Source organism: Burkholderia sp. AU15512 (assembly GCF_002223325.1).
Lineage (GTDB): Bacteria > Pseudomonadota > Gammaproteobacteria > Burkholderiales > Burkholderiaceae > Burkholderia.
The window spans coordinates 729,194-748,253 of sequence record NZ_NKEX01000003.1 but is presented as its reverse complement, the minus strand read 5'-3'; the positions used below and the strand labels follow the sequence as shown (position 1 = coordinate 748,253).

The following is a 19,060-nucleotide window of genomic DNA, read 5'->3' as shown; positions in this document are numbered from 1 at the left end:
GCATGTATGTGATTACTCGACCACCAGCCCGTCGATGTGCAGCGAATCGATCAGGATGCTGACCCGTTCGCCGCGCTTGATCGGCCCTCCCTTGTTGGAAAACACCATCCAGTATTCGCGTCCGGTCTCGAGCTGACCGGTCTGCCGCAGCGCACCGATCTGGTCCATCACCGGAATCACGAGCATGGCGTGGCTCGTTTCGCCGTACAGGTAGACGGTCGCTTTCGTGTCGCCGAGCAGCCGCGCCTTGTCGGGATCGGTCACGCGGTAGCTGAAACGGATCAGGTTGCCGGACGCGGTGCTGCGCACGTGCAAGTTGTCGATGCCCTTCGCCATCTGGTAGTAGGCCTTCGCCTGCCGCGGCAGGCTCACCGGCAGGTAAGGCGAGTGCCGGATGGCCGCGGGCCCGGCCGGCGCATCCTGCCCGGCCGCGGCCGGCTGAGGCCGGACCGCGGCAAGGCAGGCAGCGCCCGCGAGCAGCAGCATCGATGCCGCACGGACGGCCGCCCGTTTCATTGCATCGCTCCCGTGAGCGGCGCGGGTAGCGCCTGCGCCGGGGTCGGCGCCGGCAGCCGCACGGGCGGCTGCGTGCGTGTCTGCGCAGGCAACTGCCCAGGCGTCTGCGTGCGGCCGCGCGGCGTCGTCCGGGCCGGGGCCTGCAGCAGCGCAGCCGATTGCGGCCGCGCCAGCGCCGGAGACTGCGCCAACGCGCCGGCCGGCAGCGGCCGGGTCACCGGCGGAGCCAGCCGCGCCCCTGCCTGCGGCCGCCTCAGCGCCGGCGCCTTGATCGGCGGCAGCGGCACGTTACGGCTGAAGATGGCCGGGATTCCGCCGATCCCCGGGATGCCGCCGATGCCCGGGATACCTCCACCGCCCGGAATTCCACCACCGCCCGGGATGCCACCGACACCCGGAATTCCACCGCCGCCCGGGATGCCACCACCGCCCGGGATGCCGCCGCCGCCCGGGATGCCACCGACACCCGGAATTCCACCGCCGCCCGGGATGCCACCGCCGCCCGGAATACCGCCGACACCCGGGATGCCACCGCCGCCCGGAATTCCGCCGCCTCCGGGGATCAGCGCGGCCAGGCCGGTCGGCTGGCTCCCCAATGCGAGCGGGTCGATCGGCGTACCGCCGCCGAGCAGGCCGCCGAGCAGGCCAGGCGCGACGTACTCGACCGCGCCGATGTCGTAGCCGTTGGCTTGCGGCCGCGGCGTGCCGAAGATGTCGTGATTCGGCGCGCCGTTCGCGGTGGCCGCCCCGATCGCCGGCGACGTGCCCTTGATCGAGTAGTTGCCCATCATCACGTTGTAGCCGGCACTGCCCGGCTGGAGCGCCTCGTTGGACAGCGACAGCGGCCCGTACGACATGTTGATCCACTGGTTGCCTTCATCGGGCGTGGCCGACGGCATCAGCCCGAACAACGGGTTCGGCAACACCGCGTCGGCGATCCCGGGCGGTACGGCAAAGCCGTTCCCGCCGGCTTCCGGCGGCACCCGCGAGCCGTTGCAGTACTGGCTGGTTGTCTGCGGATCCGCTGCCTTGTTGGTCGCGGCGTAGCCGGCCGTGCTGGTCATGATCGAGTACTGCGGGTTCATGGTCAGCCCCGACTGGTGATTGGCCGGCCCGGTGTCGCCGTACGCGCCGATGTCCCAGTAGAACGGCGGAGTCGCGCCGCCCGTTACGCAGAAGCCTGTCGATTGCCCCTTCTGGTTCAGGACCGGGTTCAGCGTGACCGCGTTCTGCAAGCCGGGTATGTTCGGGTTCGGCTGCGCACTCACCGAGATGTAGAACGAGCGGTTTTGCCAGAACAGGTTGTTGCTCAGCACCGGATTCGAGAACTTCGTGCAGTTCGGCGCGTTCGCGGGACAGGTGACTTGCCCCGTGAAACCCGCGGGCGGAACGAACGCCGCCATCAGGTTCTGCGTATGCGTCGTCGTCTCCAGCCCGGCCGGCTGCTGCGTCGATGTCTCGATGAAACTCGTGCAGGTCGATTCCGCGCTGGTCGTGCTGCTCGTGCATCCCGGCGGCGCCACGTTCGACTGCGACGCGGCCGGCGTATTGAAGAGCACGCCCGCCGACGCCGTCGCATCGTTCGCGATCACCGTGTTGTTGATGAAGCTGACGCGCACCGCATCCTGCAGCGACACGCCGCCGCCCGACCAGCCGGCCACGTTGTTCGCGATGATGTTGTTGATCACGCGCACCTGGTACCAGTTGTTCGGATTGCCGAGATTGCGTTGCACGTCCGTGCCGTTGACGTTCTGCAGCCGCAGGCCGCCGCCCTTCCCGCTTTCCGCCGTGTTGCCCATGATCAGGTTGCCGTCGATCACGAGATTCGGGCCGATGCCGTCGGACAGCTGCGGCGCGCAATCGACGTCGACGGTCGAGTTCTCGCAGAACGTGCCGTCGGGCGGCACCCCCTGCGCGATGATCCCGCCGCCGTACGTCGGCAACGTCGGGTTGTTGCTCTGGTTGAACAACACCACGTTGTGCGACAGGTCGCCGTTGTAGCTGAACCCGAAGTGCGAGACGCCGCCGCCGTCACCGCTGCTCATGTTGCCGCAGACCCAGTTGTAGTTGAAGCGGTAGTAGTCGGCGCCCGAGCACAGGGTCACGCCGCCGGCCGAGGATGGCGTGGTCGAGTTGATCTCGTCGCCATACGACGCGTTTGCCGTGACGGCGTTGTGGTGAACGTTGACGAACGTGTTGTACATGAACGGCAACTGCGTCACGCCGTCCGCGGCGATGTTGCCGTCCGGCACTTCCACCTGGCCGACCGTGATGCCGCCCGACAGCGTGCCGGCATTGCCGGTCACGCGGTTGTTCGATACCTCCGTGTAATGGTTCCAGCCGTGCAGGAAGATCCCGCCGCCGCCCTGCGAGCTGTTGGTGACCGTGACCCCGTCGATGCGCGACGGGTTGCACAGGAAGTTGCCGTAGTTCGGGTTGTTCGGGTCCGTCGTGCAGTCGTGCGCCGTGAGCATCGTGCAGATGCCGTTCGCGGTGCAGTTCGTGCTCGGCTGCACACCCTTGGCCAGTACCGTGATGCCCGCGCCTTCATACGCGCCCAGCAGCGACGGCTCGATCAGCAGCTCGCCCAGGTTGCCGTTCTGCGTGCTGTCCCAACCGACGGTCGGCTCGAACGGAATCGGGTCCACGTGCCCCTGCATCTGCACCGGGCACTGGTAGGTGCCTGACGGATCGTACGGGTTGTTGGTCGACGAGATCGGCTTCGTCGGGTCGTACGTGGCCGAAATCACCCCGCCGTTCAGCGACGTGCCGAACAGGCACGCGATCAGCCTGCGCCACGGATCGAGCTTGCCGGACGGATGCGTATTCGCATTGATCGTCACCGACGCTGCGCCCACGCCTTGCAGCCGCACCGGCTTCCACATCACCAGCATCTCGTTGTACGTGCCCGGACCGACGACGATCATGTCGCCCGCGCTCGCATTGTTGATCGCCGTCTGGAGCACATTGCTCGCGCCGTTCTCGCCGCTCACGTAGGTCGGCGCCTTGCCGCCGATCGTCACCGTGACCGCATCGATCGACCGCTTGCCGTTGCCGGCCGTGATCACGAGCTCGCCGCACTGCGTCGCGGGTGCGCCCATCTGCTGGATCGTGCAGGTCGACGGCACCTTCAGCGACGGGAGCGACGGAAGGCTCAGGTCGGGCGCGAGCACCACGATCTTCGAGTCGCTCCACGACACGACCGTCGCATTGACGCCCGCGATCGTGACCGAGCCGGTGCCCTGCGTCGCGCCGAAGCCGTAGTGGCGCGTGATGAACTTCTGGTTGAACGGCGCCGTGGTCTGGCTCGGTCCTGTATACGCGTGGTTCACCACCTGCTGGTCGCCCAGCGCGTTGATCGTCAGTTGCTTGCCGGGCGCGCTGACCCACGGGCCCGCGCCGGCGCCGATCGCATCGCCGGTCACGCTCGAGATCGCCGGCGTCGCATCCGGATACGCGCAGTCGGGCTGGTTATAGCCGTCCGCGAAGGACTGCACCGGCACCACCGGCGTATCCATGTACTGCGTCTGTCCGGGCATGAACGGAATCTCGTAACAGAACTGGCTGTATGCCGGGTTGTACAGCGGATCGGCAATCGTCTTGCCGGGGTGCTGCGGATCGGGGATCGGGCCCGGATCGTTCATGCAGGCGACCATCATCGTCGGCGCATACCCGGTCGGGTTCGGGGGGTTCACTTCCCAGGTCGAGAACGTCAGCCCGTTGTAGATGCCCCATTGATCCGTATAGGTGCGCGAGGTTTCGTTGCCGGAGAAATCCTTGAACGAGATCGGCACGTTCGGCACCGCGAACTTCTCGCCGAACTGCGGCGAATACGGGTCGAACTCCGACGAGAAGTCGTCAAGCATGAAGCCCGTGTAGTGCGCCGCGACGTGCGTCGAGCTGAAAATCCAGAACTTCGCGAGCACCGATTCCTCGTCGGTCAGCATCACCTCCTTGCGATCGCACAGATGCCGCGATGCACCGGCGAACGGCGCGACTTCCTTCGATCCCGGGAACAGGCTGATGTAGTCCGGCACGATGCGCAGCTCGCCGACGCACGGCCAGAACCGCTCGACGCTGCCGGTGTCGCCTTCGGCATGCGGCGTCGAACCGAGGTTCGTGGTCGGGTTCTGCGGGTTGTTCTTGTTGTACGTCGAGTTCACCGCGGCCTGGTCGGGCAGGATGAAGATCGCGCCGATGCCGGCGAACTGCTGCGTCACCGGAGCGATGTAGTTGTCGCCGATCAGGATGTTCTTGTCTTCCTCCTTCACCAGCTCGTAGCCCGGCGGCACGATGATCTCGACCACGTACTTGCCGGCCGGCAGCATCGGCGTGCCGTCGACGGGGTTCTTCCCGACGCAGATCGTGCAGTTCGACGCGACCGGCTTGCCGTTCGCATCCGTCGCGGTCACGCTCGGGAACTTGTACATCCCGTCATACGGCGCCGGCTGGATCTGGTTGAACGCGTGCATGCCGTCGTAGCACTTGTACTGTGCGTTCGCGGGCAGCTGGCGATGTTGCGGATCGAGCCAGTTGGTGCTGTTCTTCAGCGTGAAGTAGAACGGGTCGTTCGGATCCTGGCCCGGGCAGTTCATGTTCGGCGTCACGCCGTCCGCGCGGAAGCCCTGCGCCCAGTCGTCCCAGCTCGCCGTCTTGGTCGTGTCCACCAGCGTCAGGTTGGTCGTGCCGTCCGTGGCCGTGCCCTCCTGGTACAGGTTGACCGTGACGTTCGGCACGTCGGGGGTCCACTTCGTGTGGATCAGCAGCGTCGGATCGTCGAACGGCCGCGTCGACGCGTAGATCACCTCGCCGCGTATCCCGCCGTTCTCGCCCTTCGCGAACGGCGTCTTGCCGTACTCGATGAACGAGTTCTGGCCGGAGAAGCCCTGCCATGCCTCCGTGCCCGTCCAGGGCGGATCGACCCGCCCGGTCGAACCGCTGCCGGTCGACGCGCAATCCGCGTCCGCGCAATACCGGGCGCCCGGCACATGCAGGTTCGACGGCAGCGGCACGGTTTCGGCCGTGTTCGCGAAGTTCGCGGCCACCGTCGAGTGCCCGCTGCCGGCAGCGCCGGTGCCGTCCACCGGACCGCCCGCGTCGTACACCACGTGCGTGCCGGTCGACTTGAAGCGCGTCAGGTCGTCGTCGACCACGTACCAGTTGAACAGCGGAAACACTTCGTTGAACGGCGCGTAACCATTGCCGTCCGTGTTGTTGAAGTTCGAGAAGCTGCCGTCGCGGAACCGCATGTTGACCGATGCCAGCGCGATGCCGGGGTCGTCCGGATGCGAGATGCCGTCGCCGTGCAGGTCGATGAAGGTCCGCGTATAGAGGTTCGTATGCCACTGCAGCACGGACAGGTCGCCGACGTCGACCGTCGTGCTCCCGTTGGCCGCGGGCAACTGGACCGCCTTGGCCAGCCCGTCGACGATCTGGTCGTTCCATTGATCGAACACGGTGATGCGGGTCGTGCCGCTCGGCAAGCCGCTGATCGTGAACCGCCCCTGGCTATCGCATTTCGTGAAGCCGTAGTCCTCGCTGTCCGGATCGCCGACGCTCACATAGCATTGCGAGAACGCCAGCGAATCGCGCGATCCGCTGCTGTACAGGTTCTCGTTCGGCGGGCGGCTGTAGTGCAGGTTCGTCACGCGGCCCGTGAGCGTGTTCGGGCACGGACCGGTGTCGCATATCCCGGTCTTGGCCGCGTTGGTCCTGCGCGCGTTGATGATCTTCGGATTCGCGAAGCCGATCGACACGTGATAGCCGGCCGGCCCGAACTCCTGGAAGTACGCGGGTCCGCCGACCTTGATGAACGCGTCGTGCGCCTTCTGTCCGTCGAGCGTGTTGGTCTGCAGCCACTCCTCGCCGCGGCCGATCCGGTCGGCCGCCGGTGTCGCGATCACGCCGTAGCGGCCCGGCATCAGGTTGGCGATGATGGCCTGGCCGACGAGCGGCGACAGCGTCTTGCCGTCCGATTCGTATTTCGGGCAGGTCGGAATCATGCCGACCAGGCCGTCGGTCGCCGTCGAGATCGGGCACGCATTGAGCCCGGTGAGCGGATCGACGGTGCCTTGCAGCGAATTCGACAGCGGCATGTTGAACATGTCGTAGGTCATCTGTCCGGTCGGGTCGCCGGTGCCGCCCGCATCGTCCCAGAGCTTGATCTCGAATCCGCCGAGCCCCGGCTCGCGTGCGGTGCCGAATCCGTCGGACCCGCCGCTGACATCCACTTCGCCGTTCAGCGGCGCATCGTCCTCGAACACGAACACCGACAGCTTCGCGGTCTGGTACGGCGTTTCCGTCAACAGCACGTTGAGCTGCCCGGCCTGTCCCGCACCGGTCTGTCCGGCCTTCGCCGCCGCGACCTGCGCGGGCGCAATCGGCGCGCCGCCCATGCTGTGGCCGCACTTGCCGGTGCCCGGCGCGAAATCCGCGCCGCTCGGGCCCGACGGGCAGTCGAGCGCGATGCTGAATGGCCGCTTGCCGTCCGGCGACACGCCGCCGCCGTTCGTGAACGTGTTACCGGCATCGCCCGGCAGTATCGAGATGTAGTAATGCTTGGTCGGATCGAGCGCCACGTACTTCGGATCGACCGGCGCCTGTTGCGAGACGTTCGGGCCGGTACGGCACACGCCGTTGCCGACGTCGCATACGGTCGCCACGTGCGTGTTGGACACCGGGTCGTACACTGTCTGGCCGGATTCGCATGCGACGGTACCGACGCAACCCGACGCCACCACCGGCATATAGCTCGTATGGAAGTTCGTGCCGAGGCTCGGGACCGGCAGCGGCGGGCAGTTCGCCGGCCGTCCCGTCGCGGAATTCACCTGGCAGGCCGGATCGATCTGCATCGTGCGGTCTTCCTCGATGATCCAGCGATAGTCGGCGAGCTTGACCGCCTTGTTCGGCGCGGTCGCATCCGGCGCCATGCTCGGCGCGTCCATCACGTTCACGACCAGCCCGCTGCCGGGATTGAAGGTCACGGTCACCGTCCCTGCATTCGCGCTCGTCTGCATCTGCGTATTGGTGACCTTGTACTGGAACGTCATCGTCTGCGCGGCCGCGCCGTTGCCGACCCGCGGCGTCGACGGCACCGCGGTAAACGAGCCGTCCGGATTCAGCGTCACGGTGCCGTTCGTCGCGCTCGACGCGACGATTTGCGCGGTGAGCGGCAACCCGGCCGGATCGTTCGCGCTGGCGAGCACGCCCGGTGCGCCGACCTGGATCTGCGACGCGATGTTGCTCGCGAAACTCGCATTGCCGGCCGTCGGGACCGACAGGCACTTGTTGCTCGTGGTGCAGGCGGTCAACGTCACTTTCGCCGTCACCGGCGGCGTGCCGTTGGTCGACTGATAGACGAAACTGTCGTTCGCAGTGCTACTCGATAGATACGTGAACGTACCGTCGGTATTCAACGTGAGCGTGCCGCTCGCGGGCGGCGTCTGGACCTTCACGCCGTACACGCCGGAGTCGCTCGCGATCACGCCCTTGGCCGGATCCGACACGGTCAGCGTCGTGCCCGGCACGAAGTAATAGTTCGCGCCCGCGGCGGTCGGCGTTTCGCCGATGCCGGCAGTCGCCGACGGTTGGGCGTTGTTGACCGCGATGTAGCCTTGCATCCCGCCATCGCGCATGTTGTTGGTCGACAGGCTCAACTGCCGGTCGTATACCGGCATCGCACCGGCGGCCGGCGCGTTCAGCATCAGGTCGTAGGTCTTGCCGGCCGCCATGAACACGGCGTTCTGGATGCGCGCGGCGCCGGGAATCACGTTACCGTCCTCGGCGATCAGCGTGAAGCCGGGAGCGGACGGATTGCCCGTTTGCGCGCCGACCACCGCCGGAACGTGCATGCGCAGCCCGGCATTCACCAGGCGCACGAGCACCTGCCCGGTCGACGGCGGCACCATCGCGCTCGGCGGGAAGGCCGACGCGTTCGGGTTGGTGCGATCGAAGGCCACGCCGTTGATCAGGTAGTAGCGCGGATCGTAGTTCACCACCGGCGGATAGCAGGTGCCGAACGTGACCGACTTCGAGTCGCCGCATCCGCCGGGCTGCCCCGACCACGCGGCGGTTTCGCTGAAGCCCTTGGTCGCGACGGCCGCGGCGACCGCGGCGTTCTGCACCGGATCGATCTCGCTCATCACGAGCGGCACGTCGGCGTCATAGCAGGACACCGAATTCGGATAGGCCTGTTTCGTCGATGCGCACGTCGAGCTGGGGACGCTCGGGCTCTTCACCACCAGCACCCCGTAGAGGCCCATCGGCCCCTGGATCGACGGGTGCGTGCCCGACTCGAGCAGGTAGGTGCCGGGCTTGAGATTGGTCCAGGTGAGCGTCGTGTGCGATTTCGGATCGGTCGACGGCGCCACCTCGGTCCCGAACGACTGGACGCGCGGCCCTTGCGCGGGCGGCACGAACGACGCCATCGGCGCGGTCGAGGTCGCCGTGACGATCGGCCAGGTCGTGGCGGTCTGCGTCGGATGGACCGGGCTCGGCGTGGTCGTCGGCTTGTCGCCCAGACCGCCGCCCAGCTGGCCGACGATGACGAGCGAGGTCGGCACGGGCGCGGGCAGGTTGTTCGTCAGGTTGATCTGCAGCTGCCCGGCCGGCACGGTGACGACCACCGGCGACCAGTTCGCGCCGGCGGCCGGATTCGCCGCCGCGCAGGTCGCATTCGCGGCCGGCACCGTCGCCACGGCAGCCGGCGTGCAGCTGTAGCCCCACATCGGCACGGCCTGCCCGTCCGGCATCACCGCCGTGGACGCCTTCGCCGTCAGATTGACGACCGCTTGCGCGAAACAGGCTTCGCCTGCCGTCAGCAAGATGGATGCCGCGACCCCCGCCTTGAACAGATCAAGGAGCGTCGCCGTGAGCTTGGTGGATCTCATCGTCTTTCTCCCCACCCCTAATTGGATTCGTCGATCGGAAATACCGGAGGATCAACGAGCATCATCATCATCATTCCGCCCGGGAAGATGTTGTTCGTCGTGATCTCGCGCTCGTTATGCGAGTGCCACATGAACGCGAAGCCTGCTTCCGTCGCCGGCGGGTTCAGGATCGTGTTGCTGGGTGGCGACGTGCCGGTCGGCGCCGTCGCACGCACGGTCGCGTCCGGCCCGAGATAGGGACTGCCGCCATACCAGAAGCCGTTCGTCAGGATGTTCGAGTCCGGCAACGTGACCGGCCCGCCGCTGGCGACCTTGCCGAACGGCGCCTTCTCGAGCGCCTTGCCGTGGTCCTGGCACCACTCGTAGTAGTTCGGCGCGTTGCGCGGCGCCGGCGGGTTCGACGCCGTCGTGTAGTAGCCGTTCGCGTCGGGCACGCAGACGGAGCCGTCGCCCGGGTAGTGCGCGTAGACGTCCCAGTTCAGGCCCTTGCCGGTCCAGTAGAAAATCCCGTCCATCGTCGCGCCCGGCGTCGTGGTGGTCGTGAACAGCAGCGGGCCGGCCGGCAGCCGCGGGTTCGCCGGGTGGTTCGGGTCGACCGGGCTGAGCAACAGGTTGCCGTCGCGCGCCAGCACGCGCACGTGGTTGCCATGCTCGTGGAACGGATGCTGCCAGCGGCCGGTGCCGATGATCCGCAGCAGCACCAGTTCGCCCGGATGCATGTGCGGATTGCCGTTGTACGGCTGGTGCGGGTACTGCGGCGCGTAGTTCGGATCCATGTCGTCCGGCATCGAGCGGCCGTTGACCATGAAATAGGCCGGGTGATAAGGCTCGGTCTCGACCGTCATGCAGCCGGTCGGCCTGGTGCACGACGTATTCGCCGCGACCTGCTGCTCCGCCTGCTGATGGATGCGCGGATCCATTTCGGAGAACTGAAAAAGATACTCACGGTCATAGCAGGCGGCGCTGTTGTCGAATGCCGCCGCCGCGTTGCGGAAATCGCGCTGGCCGAACGGCCGGCCCGAATCCGGCAGCGCCATGCAGCCCGCCGTGTTGACCGCCGTATTCGGCAGCACGATGATCGCGCCGTACATCCCCATCTCGATCTGCAGATCGCCCTGCGTGCCGCTGTAGTACGCATGCGTACCCGGCGTCGCCGCGACGAACGTGTAGGTGACCGTCGCGCCGTGCTGCGCCTCCTGCGCGAGCAGCCCGGCAACGCCGGAGGTGCCGGTGCAGGTCTTGCCGTCCGGGCTCAGGGTGCCGGTGCACACGACGAAGCCGGGAAACAGCATCGACGTGTTGCCGGCTGCCGCCGGCAGGTTGTTGGTGAGTGTCACGGTGATGATGTCGCCCTGCCTGACGATCAGCGTCGGACCGGGGATCTGCATCGTCGGACAGGTCGCGCCGGTGATCGTCGACGGCGAGAAGACGAGCGACGTCGCGCTGGTCGCCGCGCAGCCGTAGCCCCACGAATAGACGCTCGTGCCGTCCGGCTGGGTGATGCGCGCTTCCTGGGCCGTGAGGTTGAAGACCTTGCCGGTGATGCCCGGCGCGGCGGCGTGCGCGTGCACCGACAGCAACGCGGCGAGCGTCGCGACGCCGACGCGTGCGAGCCGTCCGAGACGGGCGAGCGTCGCGGTCCACGCATGATGAGTGATGTGTCCCACGGCTTTTCTCCTCAGGGCAGGACTTCCCGGCCGGGCGCGCCCGCATCAGCGGGCGCGCCCTGGTCATCAAAGAGTGCAGTGCTTCGTGAGCGGGTCCACGGCGCTGCAGATGTGGACCTCGGTCATCAGGCCGCCGAAGTTCTCCTGATCGTTCGACAGGTGATCGAGGTTCGGCGTGTACAGGTAGAAAATCTGGCCGGAGTGGTACTTCGTCTTGTCGCTGGCGTCGAGAATCAGGTCGAGCGACTCGCCACCCGCGAGCGTGATCGAGTTCGTGTCGTAGGCCATGTTGTTGCCGGCCATGTCGCGCAACATGCGGGCATTCAGCGCGATCACGTGCATCGGGATGCCGAGCGACGCCAGCGTCTGGTATTCGGTCACGTCGAGATCCGAGATCCGCAACAGCGCGCGGCCGCCGGCCGGAATGTTGACCAGCGTCGGCAGCGGTTGCGACGGATGCATCGAGCTGTCCGAAGCGGGCGTCGACATCGCCCCTTCGGTCACCGTGTCCGGATAGCTGCGGCCGTTCAGCAGGAAGAACTTGTCCTTCATGTCGGTGAACGGTTCGGGATTGAACGTCATGCCGACGAAGTGGAAGTTCGGATCGAAGCCATGGATCTGGATCGGATACTCGACGTCGTACGCGGTCGAGCCGTCGCCGTCGTTGTATGCGTAGAGCGACAGCGTCTCCGGCGTGGTCGGCGGAATGTTGACGTTGGCCGCCCGCACGAGGCCGTTGTTCTGCGGCGGCAGCGGCGTCGAGCACAGGATGTCGTTGCCGCAGCGCGTGCGCAGGTCCGACTGCTGCGTCATGAGCGCGTCGTACAGCGACACGCCCTTCGGCACCCGGTCCTGGCGCGGCCGCACGTAGATCTGGCCGACCATGCCCATCTGCAGGTGCTCCGGCGGCGTGATGTGGCAGTGCCAGAAATAGGTGCCCGCATCCGGCGCGAGATAGTAGTACGTGAAGCTCGCGCCGATGTTGATCGCGACCGACGCGTCCGGCACGCCGTCATAGAACGACGACGCGTTCGGATAGCCGTGGAAGTGCACCGTATGCTTCTCGAACAGGTCGGGGCGCATGATCATCCCGACGTTCGTGAGCGTGAGGAAGAACTCGTCGTCCTCGTCGATCGCCATCATCGGCGCGGGCTGGTTGCCGTTCATCACGCCGATGTCCATGATCGGGCGCGGATCGACGTGGCCGGTCAGCGCGCCGCCGGCATCCGGATCGGGCGCGAGCCCGACCGCGCCGTTGTAGGTCGGGTCCGTCCTCGGGTCGCCGACGGTGTTGAACACCGACGCGAGCTCCGTGCCAGGCAGGCCGGCCTTGATGTCCGCGAGCCCGGACAGCGGGCCGAACGCGAACAGATAGGTCTGCACGCCGTTGGCCATCGTGGCATAGCCGTCGCCGCCCGAGATCTGCTGGCACTTGATCGCGCCGTTCACGGTGCCGGTCGACGTGGAATTCTGGCCGGTATAGGTCGGCTTCGTGTAAGCGGGTTCGCCGACACCGGGCGCCAGCGCGGTCGGGTGCGACGGCGTGGTGAACGGGCACTGGACCCGGAACGACTGGGCGAACGAGGGAACGGCGCACATCAGGAGCAACAGTGCCGCCACACTGTTGCAACACGCGCGGGTACTGAACATATGACCTCCATCCAAGGGGTCAACCAGCGATACGGGCTGGGCGTCATGCTGTGCTGCGGACGCGGGCCGGCGAAGTGTTCGCATCGGCCCGTATCTGGATTCTGCAGAGGTGCGCGGCTGGCCGGGATGGGTCACCCCCCTACTTTTGCATAGGGGGGCTCCGGCACACGGAGGGGCGACATGCTCCGCACGGATGGGACGTGCGACGTTCGGGCAGACGCGTCGTGGCACCGGATTTGTCCGATGCAAGACGCACGACGACCGGCGACGTATTGCCGAAATTTTCCCGATAGCAGAAATTAATTAAAATCGCGGGGGGTGGCGGTGGATCGTGCAGGACGCGGCAAGCGGTGCCGGCCCCGCTCCAACGAAGCGGACCTTCGATCGCGGCAAACCGGGCGGTCGCCGGAAAACGGGCAAAAAAAAGCGCCACGGAGACCGTGGCGCTAAAAAAGTTCTAGCCATTCCGAGGGCCGTGCTAGAACCTGAGAGACTGCGCGAAACATCGTTGCCGGTTAAACTCTTGAAACGATGTTTCGAAAACGTGAGACATTCTTTCCGTTTCCGCCCGACAAGTCAAGCGGTATTTGCACCGGTTCATGCACTTTCTGGCAACGCTCATTTGAGCGTTTTCCTAATAAACCAAGGGTGAACCCGTAAAATCTCATCCAATGACCGGTTCGCCCGCAGAACATGCATCCTTTGACAATAGTCCTACAATACCAACAAAATTGAAATCGAGTTTCGGAATTAGAGAGAATCCCTCGTGTCGACAACTGTAACCCCTCCCGCGTCGCGGGACCGTGAATCGTCGCCCGACGAGATCACCGCCCTGGCCCGCGGCCTCGCCGTGCTACGCCGCATCGCGGCGGCCGACGCCCCCGTCAGCAACCGCGAGCTGACCGAACTGACCGGCATCCCGAAGCCGACCGTCTCGCGCATCACCGCGACGCTCGTCAGCGCCGGCTTCCTGTTCCAGTTGCCCGACAGCGAGCGCTTCGTGCTCACCGCGTCGGTGCTCGAACTGAGCCACGGCTTCCTGCGCAACTTCGACATCCGCGCGCGTTCGCGGCCGTTCATGATCGAGCTGGCCGAACGCACGTCGCTGTCCGTGCACCTCGCGGTGCGCGACCGGCTCGACATGGTCGCGATCGACGTGATCCGTCCACGCTCGGCCGTGCTCGTCACGCGCCTCGAAATCGGCTCGCGGATGGACATCGCGCGCACCGCGGTCGGCCGCGCGTATCTCGCCGCACTCGAGGACGACGAACGCCGCCTGCTGCTCGAGTCGCTGCGCACCACGGCGGGCGACGACTGGCCGCATGTGTCGGCCCGCCTGACCCCCGCGCTGGACGACGCGATGCGCGACGGCCACGCGATCGCGATCGGCGAATGGCGCGAAGGCCTGAATGCCGTCGCGGCCGGTTTCGTCGGCCCGTCGGGCCAGCGCTATTCGGTGAATTGCGGTGGCGCGTCGCACCAGTGCCCGCCCGAATGGCTGCACGAACACGTGGTGCCCGCGCTGCACGAATGTATCGCGAAAATCACCCGCGAGATCGGCGGCGCACCGGCCCGTCGCATCAGCGTGTAAGCGTTCCGTCATCGCACTGTCGCGTTCTGTAACGACCGTAACCCGTTGAAAGATAGACCACTGGACTGTAACGGGGACGGGACGTAGGATCATGCCCATCGTCGCGCCGCACTCGCGGTGCGCACCGCTCTTTTCCCGCGCAGCCGGCGGGGGCCCGGACCGAGCCGGGCGCCCCCTCCCCGGCACCGCTCGCCCACGCGCAGCCCAGCAGTCCGATTTCCGGCCCGCCGCGCCGTCTTCCTGACAGATCACGATGGATAACGAACAAAAGCCCACGCCCCCTTCGAAAGACCCCGCGTCCCCCGCCGCGCGGCGCCCGCGCCGCACGCTGATGGCCGGCGCGCTCGCGGTCGTCGTCATCGGCGGCCTGCTGTGGTGGCATCCGTGGAACCGCACGCCGGCGGCCGGCAGCACGGCGCAAGGTACCGCGGCCAGCGCCGGCAGCGCAAAGCGCGGCCGTGGCGGCCCCGCCGCGATGGCGAATATTCCGCAGCCCGTGCAGGTCGCGACCGCGACCCAGGGCGAAATGCCGATCGTGCTGTCCGCGCTCGGCACCGTCACGCCGCTCGCGAACGTGACGGTCAAGACGCAGTTGTCCGGCTACCTGCAGTCGGTCGCATTCCAGGAAGGCCAGATCGTCAAGAAAGGCGACCTGCTCGCGCAGATCGACCCGCGCCCGTACCAGGTCGCGCTCGAGAACGCCGAAGGCACGCACGCGCGCGACTCGGCGCTGCTCGCGACGGCCCGCCTCGACCTGAAGCGTTACCAGACGCTGCTGTCGCAGGACTCGATCGCGTCGCAGACCGTCGATACGCAGGCCTCCCTCGTCAAGCAATACGAAGGCGCGGTGAAGACCGACCAGGCCGCGATCGATTCCGCGAAGCTGAACCTCACGTACGCGCGCATCACCGCGCCGGTGTCGGGCCGCGTCGGCCTGCGCCAGGTCGACCCCGGCAACTACGTGACGCCCGGCGATGCCAACGGCCTCGTCGTGATCACGCAGCTGCAGCCGATGAGCGTGATCTTCACGACGTCGGAAGACAACCTGCCGCAGATCCTCAAGCAGGTGAACGCGGGCCAGAAGCTGTCGGTCACCGCGTACAACCGCAACAACACGGTGCCGCTCGAGACGGGCTCGCTCGCGACGCTCGACAACCAGATCGACACGAGCACGGGCACGGTCAAGCTGCGCGCGAACTTCGATAACAAGGAAGGCATGCTGTTCCCGAATCAGTTCGTGAACACGCGCCTGCTCGTCGACGTGCTGCGCAACGCGACGATCGTGCCGACCTCGGCCGTGCTGACCGGCTCGATCGGCCAGTTCGTCTACGTCGTGAAACCCGACAACACGGTGACCGTGCGCAAGGTCACGATCGGCCCGGTCGACGGCGAACGCACGAGCATCGTCAGCGGCGTGTCGCTCGGCGAGCGCGTGGTGACCGACGGCTCCGACCGCCTGCGCGAAGGCGCGAAGATCTCGATCCCGGCCGACAAGCCGAAAGGCGCGTCGGGCGCACGCGGCGCCGGTGCGGCGTCGGGCGCATCGGGCGCCGGCGGCCATCGCGGCGGGCACAAGCACGGCGCGTCGCAGGCAGCGGCCTCCGCGGCCCAGTAACGCGCGGGCCGCTCGATGAATCCATCCCGCCTCTTCATTCTCCGGCCGGTCGGTACCGCCCTCCTGATGGCGGCGATCATGCTGGCCGGTCTCGTCGCGCTGCGCTTCCTGCCGCTCGCCGCGCTGCCGGAAGTCGACTATCCGACGATCCAGGTCCAGACCTTCTACCCGGGCGCGAGCCCGGAGGTGATGACCTCGTCGGTCACCGCGCCGCTCGAACGGCAGTTCGGGCAGATGCCGTCGCTGAACCAGATGTCGTCGCAGAGTTCGGCCGGCTCGTCCGTGATCACGCTGCAGTTCTCGCTCGACCTGCCGCTCGACATCGCCGAACAGGAAGTGCAGGCCGCGATCAACGCGGCCGGCAACCTGCTGCCGTCCGACCTCCCTGCCCCGCCGATCTACGCGAAGGTCAACCCTGCCGATGCGCCGGTGCTGACGCTCGCCGTCAAGTCGAAGACGCTGCCGCTCACGCAGGTGCAGGATCTCGCCGACACGCGCCTCGCGATGAAGATCTCGCAGGTTGCGGGCGTCGGTCTCGTCAGCCTGTCGGGCGGCAACCGCCCGGCCGTGCGGATCCAGGCGAACCCCACCGCGCTCGCGAAGTACGGGATGAACCTCGACGACCTGCGCACGACGATCTCGAACCTGAACGTGAACACGCCGAAGGGCAACTTCGACGGCCCGACGCGCGCGTACACGATCAACGCGAACGACCAGCTGACGAGCGCCGACCAGTACAACAGCGCGGTCGTCGCCTACAAGAACGGCCGCCCGGTGATGCTCACCGACGTCGCGACGGTCGTCGCCGGCTCGGAGAACACCAAGCTCGGCGCGTGGGTGAATGCCGACCCGGCGATCATCCTGAACGTGCAGCGCCAGCCGGGCGCGAACGTGATCGCGACCGTCGACGCGATCAAGGCGCAGCTGCCGAAGCTGCAGGAAACGCTGCCGGCCGCGCTCGACGTGGAGATCGTCACCGACCGCACGACGATGATCCGCGCCGCCGTGCGCGACGTGCAGTTCGAACTGATGCTCGCGGTCGCGCTGGTCGTGCTCGTGATGTACCTGTTCCTCGCGAACGTCTACGCGACGATCATCCCGAGCCTGTCGGTGCCGCTGTCGCTGATCGGCACGCTCGCGGTGATGTACATGGCCGGCTTCTCGCTGAACAACCTGTCGCTGATGGCGCTCACCATCGCGACCGGCTTCGTCGTCGACGACGCGATCGTGATGATCGAGAACATCGCACGCTACGTCGAGGAAGGCGAAACGGGGCTCGATGCCGCGCTGAAGGGCTCGAGGCAGATCGGCTTCACGATCATCTCGCTGACGGTGTCGCTGATCGCGGTGCTGATCCCGCTGCTGTTCATGGGCGACGTGGTCGGGCGCCTGTTCCATGAATTCGCGATCACGCTCGCGGTGACGATCGTGATCTCGGCGATCGTGTCGCTCACGCTCGTGCCGATGATGTGCGCGAAGCTGCTGCGCCATTCGCCGCCGCCCGAGAGCCACCGCTTCGAGGCGCGCGTGCACCGCGCGATCGACTGGGTGATCGCGCGCTACGCGGTCGCGCTCGAATGGGTGCTGAACCGCCAGCGCTCGACGCTCGTCGTCGCGCTGCTGACGCTCGCGCTGACCGGCCTGCTGTACGTCTACGTGCCGAAGGGCTTCTTCCCCGCGCAGGATACCGGCGTGATCCAGGCGATCACGCAGGCGCCGCAGTCGATTTCGTACGGCGCGATGGCGGAGCGCCAGCAGGCGCTCGCGGCCGAGATCCTGAAGGATCCGAACGTCGAGAGCCTCACATCGTTCATCGGCGTCGACGGCAGCAACATCACGCTGAACAGCGGCCGGATGCTGATCAACCTGAAGGCGCGCGACGAACGCACCGAGTCGGCCGCGCAGATCATCCGCGACCTGCAGCACCGCGTCGCCAACATCACCGGCATCTCGCTGTTCATGCAGTCGGTGCAGGACCTGACGATCGACTCGACCGTCAGCCCGACGCAGTACCAGTTCATGCTGACGAGCCCGAACTCGGAAGAATTCGCGACCTGGGTGCCGAAGCTCGTGGCCCGGCTGCAGCAGGAGCCGTCGCTCGCCGACGTCGCGACCGACCTGCAGAGCAACGGCCAGTCCGTCTACATCGAGATCGACCGCCCGAGCGCCGCGCGCTTCGGCATCACGCCGGCGACCGTCGACAACGCGCTGTACGACGCGTTCGGCCAGCGCATCGTGTCGACGATCTTCACGCAGTCGAACCAGTACCGCGTGATTCTCGAGTCCGAGCCGAAGGAGCAGCACTATGCGCAATCGCTGAACGACATCTACCTGCCGTCGGCGGGCGGCGGCCAGGTGCCGCTGGCGTCGATCGCGTCGTTCCACGAGCGGCCGTCGCCGCTCTTGGTCGCGCACCTGTCGCAGTTCCCGTCGACCACCATCTCGTTCAACCTCGCGCCGGGCGCGTCGCTCGGCGAGGCGGTCAAGGCGATCGGCGCCGCGGAGAAGGACATCGGGTTGCCCGCGTCGTTCCAGACGCGCTTCCAGGGCGCGGCGCTCGCGTTCCAGGCATCGCTGTCGAACCAGCTGTTCCTGATCCTCGCCGCGGTCATCACGATGTACATCGTGCTCGGCGTGCTGTACGAGAGCTACATCCACCCGATCACGATCCTGTCGACGCTGCCGTCGGCCGGCGTCGGCGCGCTGCTCGCGCTGATGATCACCGGGCACGACCTCGACATCATCGGGATCATCGGCATCGTGCTGCTGATCGGCATCGTGAAGAAGAACGCGATCATGATGATCGACTTCGCGCTCGAGGCCGAGCGCGTCGAAGGCAAGCCGCCGCGCGAGGCGATCTACCAGGCGTGCCTGCTGCGCTTCCGGCCGATCCTGATGACCACGCTCGCCGCGCTGCTCGGCGCGGTGCCGCTGATCGTCGGCTCCGGCGCGGGCTCCGAGCTGCGCCAGCCGCTCGGGATCGCGATCGCCGGCGGCCTGATCGTGTCGCAGGTGCTGACGCTGTTCACGACGCCCGTGATCTACCTCGGCTTCGATTCGCTCGCGCGCCGCGTGCGCGGCTGGTTCGAACGCCACGGCCCGCAAGCCGGCCCGCGCACGGATGCGTAGCAAG

Annotated in this window: 7 protein-coding genes; 3 read left to right on the top strand and 4 right to left on the bottom strand. The window is 66.9% G+C overall.

Annotated elements, in window-relative coordinates; genetic code table 11:
* Positions 1-12: 12 nt before the first annotated feature.
* The 4 genes from CFB43_RS06080 to CFB43_RS06065 form a co-directional block, all read right to left on the bottom strand.
* A complete protein-coding gene (locus tag CFB43_RS06080; protein WP_089494424.1) occupies positions 13-516 on the bottom strand; it encodes a hypothetical protein in 504 nt (167 codons plus the stop codon).
* Positions 513-9,404 (bottom strand): choice-of-anchor Q domain-containing protein, encoded by an 8,892-nt coding sequence (locus CFB43_RS06075; protein ID WP_256989929.1) that lies wholly within the window; start codon positions 9,402-9,404, stop codon positions 513-515. Before CFB43_RS06075 ends, CFB43_RS06080 begins: the two co-directional genes overlap by 4 nt.
* A 17-nt stretch (positions 9,405-9,421) precedes the next feature.
* Positions 9,422-11,071 carry a multicopper oxidase domain-containing protein gene (locus tag CFB43_RS06070; protein WP_089494423.1) on the bottom strand — a complete coding sequence of 550 codons (1,650 nt, stop codon included), beginning with the start codon at positions 11,069-11,071 and terminating at the stop codon, positions 9,422-9,424.
* 66 nt (positions 11,072-11,137) lie between these two features.
* Positions 11,138-12,721: a multicopper oxidase domain-containing protein gene (locus CFB43_RS06065; RefSeq protein WP_089494422.1), complete on the bottom strand. Its 1,584-nt coding sequence runs from the start codon at positions 12,719-12,721 to the stop codon at positions 11,138-11,140.
* Between the two features lie 766 nt (positions 12,722-13,487).
* Here CFB43_RS06065 and CFB43_RS06060 point away from each other — a divergent pair.
* The 3 genes from CFB43_RS06060 to CFB43_RS06050 all read left to right on the top strand — a co-directional run bounded on the left by CFB43_RS06060 (position 13,488) and on the right by CFB43_RS06050 (position 19,056).
* Positions 13,488-14,312: an IclR family transcriptional regulator gene (locus CFB43_RS06060; protein ID WP_089494421.1), complete on the top strand. Its 825-nt coding sequence runs from the start codon at positions 13,488-13,490 to the stop codon at positions 14,310-14,312.
* Between the two features lie 253 nt (positions 14,313-14,565).
* Positions 14,566-15,927: an MdtA/MuxA family multidrug efflux RND transporter periplasmic adaptor subunit gene (locus CFB43_RS06055; RefSeq protein WP_089494420.1), complete on the top strand. Its 1,362-nt coding sequence runs from the start codon at positions 14,566-14,568 to the stop codon at positions 15,925-15,927.
* A 15-nt stretch (positions 15,928-15,942) separates the two neighbouring features.
* On the top strand, positions 15,943-19,056 hold the full coding sequence (locus CFB43_RS06050; protein WP_089494419.1) for an MdtB/MuxB family multidrug efflux RND transporter permease subunit: 3,114 nt from the start codon (positions 15,943-15,945) through the stop codon (positions 19,054-19,056).
* The last annotated feature ends 4 nt before the right edge of the window (positions 19,057-19,060 follow it).